Below are 4,934 nucleotides of genomic sequence, written 5' to 3'. Positions count from 1 at the left end.
GTTGAATAAATTACTAAAGTTTATGACTGTTTGGTCGATAAAATAGCATCGAGCAGTAGTTGTGATGTTTTTATATGCAAATTGAGTCAACATTAGTCAATGAATTACAAATAGGGAACCGATTAAACGTCGCGATTGAGCATAATCGTCGCGGTGAATTTGGCTTGCTATTGGCTATGCTGTCTGTAGATGCTCGTGATATGGCACAGTTTCAATTAGAAACTGACACTGATAACACACAAAAGTTACGCAACAAATTTTCTGTACCGCAACCGCAGTTATTAGTTGATGATATTTCTGTCCATCCAGACACCTTTGATCACGCGATGATATTTCAGCAACAAGGTGCCAGACAGTTTCAACTGCAACAAGCATTAACACCTGAAGCTCTGGTCATTAGAGGGTCGCAATCTGATGCTATGGTCGAAGTATTAAGTAACTGTGATTACCTCACTAAAAATAAAGCGATTAATGCCTACCAGCAACATACTCCCATAGAAGACATGCATTTTTTAGATCAACTCAGCACGCAGCGTAAGATATCAAACACGTTAGCACTTCAGCTAGCATAAGCCTGTAATGCGGTGATCTTGTTTAGATTAAGTGAATACTTTTAGGATTTGTGAGCATGGCAAATAAATGGCTGCTTGATCTACGTTATATTGATAAGTGACCGTTAAATTAACTAGTGGGTGAAGTCATGATTAAACAAATTAAACAGCAGCAAGGCCTTGTAAGCGATAGTTGCACAGAATGCGGAAGTTACGTCGATATTGGTGCCGTAGTTGAGGCAGAAGATACATTATTAGTGCTTAGTTTTGCTGGTGACGATGCATTGTCACAAGCTCAAGCGATGCAGGAAATTGCTCAGCAACGTTTTGCTGATACAAAAGCTGTCATTATTGATGCCGATAATACCATTGAACTCAAGCTTGATTTCGCTTTTAGTGTAGAGAAAATGATTTTTCAACTTGAAAATCAACTGTAGATCTTTCTGCAGTTTAATGAAAAGAAATATTGGTTATATGTTTGTTGTTAAAGATTTTTATTCGAGTATACCTCGCGTAATATTAATCCTAGTAAAGCGTAACAATGTATTACCAAAGGATTGCTGTTTTTAAGTATCGCGTGTAATCTGCGTTACTTAACTAAAGACATAGTAGCTTTTGCTAATGTAACTTTATGATGCCTTTAACGCGAGTTTTGCTCTCTAAGTATTGCTGTAACATGTTGACTCACACTCTGAATACCAAAACCAATAATGATAGGTATTTTGAGTTACAAACGTTATAGATTTAGGAAATGAAACCATTTTTTTCGGGATGTAAATGAGTCGAAGAGAACACCAGCACTTATTGGAATTAATTGTAAATTCCAGTGCAAAACAACAAGGTGATTTCACCAAAACCGCAGAGCTGGTTTGTCAATTGCTGCGGGATTATTTTAAAGCATCATTTGTGTCTGTTTGGTCATTACGACATAAAAATAATGATGGCTTGCTGGTTGATGAACGCCTTATTTCTGAGCATGCATTGGTTGCAAGTGATGTGGACCAGACGCTGGTGTATACCTCCCATTTGAAACAAATGACCATTGATCCACAGTACATCAACGAATTACGTTGTCATCGCTACATATTATCTACCGACAATGCTCATATTAACCTCGTCGACACTTTTTCTGATTACTACCAACACCACAATATTGTTACCAGTATTGATATTGCCATCCGAATTAATGGTCATATCGAGGGCGTATTATCGGTGGAAAGTTGCCAACAGATTCAATGGGGTAAATTAGACATTCAGCTTGCAATCCAATGTGCAGATCAGCTGGCGTTAGCCTTGTCTACACGTTATACCTATGACAGTAATGAACAAATTCATTTGTTACGCAATGCCACAGAGCAATCAGAACATGTTGTTATGCTGGTCAATATCGATAGTCGTATTATTGAGTATGTGAATAGTGCTCATCAAAAAATGACTGGATTGCTTCGCAATAACGTTGAACATCATAGCGTTTCTAATCTCGATATTTTTAGAAACGCTCCTAAACTACTTGATCATATCATCGAAAAATTACGCGCTAGTGAAGTTGTGGAAGGCGAACTTAAACTGACACGCACCGATGGCAGTGAATATTGGCTAAAGTATCATATTAAGCCGTTTGTCACCGAACAAGGTAAACATTATGCGCTAGTTTCCAGTTATGATAATTCCGCAGCATTTTTACATAAAGTGGCATTAGAACGTTTGGCTTGGCATTGTGCGTTAACCGGTTTGCACAATCGTAGTCATTTTACCCCCATACTTGATCGCGCTGCTGATGGCATATTAATCCTCATTGATTTATTGGGCTTCAAGCGTTTTAACGATACTCATGGCCATGAAGATGGCGATGCTTTACTGATTGAGATAGCACGACGATTAAAACATTTTGCAACGTCTGCCAATGCGATTGATGTCGCAAGGATCGGTAGCGATGAGTTTGCGGTGTTATTGCCTCCAGTGACTTCTGAAATCGAAGTCGAAGCCATTATTAGCCGTTTGTATATGAATTTGGCGGCGCCATCAATGATCTCCAGAGCCAAAATACAACCTAACCCCGCTATTGCCGTGGTAGACATCAAGTCTGTTGTGGGCTTATTTACTCCGTTATCCTGTGCGGATATTACTTTGCAATATGCCAAGAAGAAAAACGATAATAATTACCAATTTTTTAATGAAGCGTTACTTGAAACATTTACCACTAAAGCGGAAATAGAGCGAGATTTGCAGCATGCGATTCGCGGCCGTGAGTTTGAGCTGTACTATCAACCTTTGATGGATCTCCAGCATCATCAATACATTGGTGCTGAAGCATTAATTCGCTGGAATCATCCTAAAAAAGGGGTGCTGTATCCGGGCACGTTTATTGAAATAGCAGAACAAACCGGGATGATTAATCAAATTGGTGAATGGGTATTAGAGGCGGCCTGTAAGCAATTAAATTTATGGCAACATAAAAACGTTAACATTACCATGCATGTCAACGTGTCAGCGCGACAATTTTTTAGTGGCAATTTGTATGAACTCGTATGGCTATTAATCACCCGCTATCGAATTAAGCCCAATACATTGATCCTTGAAATCACTGAGACTGAACTCATGGGTGACATTCGCTATGCGATTAATTTATGTCATGAGTTGGCAGAATTAGGTGTTGGCTTAGCGATTGATGATTTTGGTACTGGTTACAGTTCGATGAAATACCTTAAACAGTTTCCTATTTCCAAATTAAAAATAGATCGCTCATTCATTATGGATATATCTTCCAGCCGCGAAAGTCGTGAGATTGTCAGTGCCATCATCGCTATGGCGAAAGCACTGAACATTTCATTAACCGCTGAAGGGGTGGAAACGACAGAGCAAGAAGCCTTTTTAACCCTAAGCGGTTGTCATCAAGCCCAAGGATTTTTGTATAGCCCTGCAATACGGGTGAATGATTTTGGTTTATTTATTAATAACCACCAGTCTGCGACTACAGTTAACATGCAACCTGAATCATTTATCGCTTAGTTTTGAGATTTTGTTAGTGTTTATCTTTCATGTGACATTAAGACATTTTCTAGTTCAGTAACACATTAAGGTAAGTTGGAGAGCGTCTTTTTACTTATACACTAGGGTGGTTCCAAGCGATGTTTGAACTAAAGCGGTGAACGATTTGCATGAATTAAAAAGGAAGTCATGCATCTAACTTCCTGTTATTTAACTGAGTCGTTAAGCCTTAAAGTCTAAATTTTTCAATTTCTGCTTTCATCGTTTCGGCTAACTTAGCTAATTCATTACTGGCGGCACTGCTTTGTTCCGCTCCGGCAGCGGTTTGATTTGAAATGTCACTGATACTCGTAATGTTGCGGTTTATCTCTTCTGTCACCGAACTTTGTTCTTCCGCTGCTGTGGCGATTTGTGTATTCATGGCATTAATTTGATCAACACTGTCAGTTATTTCAGCTAATGCATCACCCGCTTTTTGTGCTTCCGTTGCCGTTTGTTGTGCATTTTCAGCCCCTTGCACTAAACGTTGAGTCGCATCTCGGCTAGCTTTTTGTAAGTTTTGAATCGTTTTCTGTATTTCTTGGGTAGACTGTTGTGTACGACTGGCCAAGGTTCTAACTTCATCCGCTACCACAGCGAATCCTCGACCCTGCTCACCAGCACGAGCCGCTTCTATGGCCGCATTTAATGCTAATAAATTCGTCTGTTCAGAGATGGCTTGGATTACGTCGACAACACTGCCAATATCTTCAGCATGTTGTGCCACTGATTTCATTGCTGAGACTGACTCTTGCATTTCAATCGATAAGCGTTCAATTCTGGCAATACTCTCTTTAACCACCTGTTGCCCTTTAGACGCAGCATTATCTGTATGTTCAGAGGCTTGAGCAGCCGAACTGGCACTCTGGGCCACATCATGTACCGTTGCGGAAAACTGATGGATAGCGCTAGCAATACTCTGAGTTTGTTGTTGCTGTTCGAGAATATTTAGTTTTGTTTGCGCCGCAACTGCCGAGTTTTCTTCTGATGCGCTTGCCAACAAGAATGTAGATTGGTGCATTGATTTAACGATACTTTGAAAACTATAAACAATCTGATTTACGTAAGTAGCTATGTGGGTAAATTCATCGTTCCCCGTCAAATGGATCCGTTGGGTCAAATCACCCAAGGAAATTTTATTCGCGCTATCTTCTAAATGCTGTGATGCCAATTTGATGCGTTTAATAATCACTAAGGATAAAAAGGTGATAATTATCATACTCAACAGCACTGCTATGATTACCTTTATCCGGAACGTACTAATATACTCCATGATATTATTGATAATGAAATTCTAAGCTCCAATTTAAATGCCGATGAAAGAGCCCAAGTTAACAGATTGGTTCATCAACTTGA

4 protein-coding genes are annotated in these 4,934 nt (G+C 39.5%); 3 read left to right on the top strand and 1 reads right to left on the bottom strand.

Annotated features, from left to right (window positions below; translation table 11 throughout):
* The first annotated feature begins 74 nt into the window (after window positions 1-74).
* The 3 genes from H5185_RS21205 (at window position 75) to H5185_RS21195 (ending at window position 3,560) form a co-directional block, all read left to right on the top strand.
* A complete protein-coding gene (locus H5185_RS21205; protein WP_124014988.1) occupies window positions 75-572 on the top strand; it encodes a VC2046/SO_2500 family protein in 498 nt (165 codons plus the stop codon).
* A gap of 128 nt (window positions 573-700) precedes the next feature.
* Complete coding sequence (locus H5185_RS21200) at window positions 701-988, top strand: DUF406 family protein (RefSeq protein ID WP_124014987.1); 288 nt, start codon at window positions 701-703, stop codon at window positions 986-988.
* A 340-nt stretch (window positions 989-1,328) separates the two neighbouring features.
* Window positions 1,329-3,560, top strand: a complete 2,232-nt coding sequence (locus H5185_RS21195) for a bifunctional diguanylate cyclase/phosphodiesterase (RefSeq protein ID WP_124014986.1) — start codon at window positions 1,329-1,331, stop codon at window positions 3,558-3,560.
* A gap of 208 nt (window positions 3,561-3,768) precedes the next feature.
* Here the strand turns inward: H5185_RS21195 and H5185_RS21190 are convergent, their stop codons facing one another.
* Window positions 3,769-4,797 (bottom strand): methyl-accepting chemotaxis protein, encoded by a 1,029-nt coding sequence (locus tag H5185_RS21190; protein WP_259396280.1) that lies wholly within the window; start codon window positions 4,795-4,797, stop codon window positions 3,769-3,771.
* Window positions 4,798-4,934 lie beyond the last annotated feature (137 nt).

Origin of the sequence: Shewanella sp. SG44-6 (assembly GCF_014164185.1) — a bacterium.
GTDB lineage: Bacteria > Pseudomonadota > Gammaproteobacteria > Enterobacterales > Shewanellaceae > Shewanella > Shewanella vesiculosa.
This window is presented reverse-complemented; position numbering and strand designations above follow the sequence as displayed.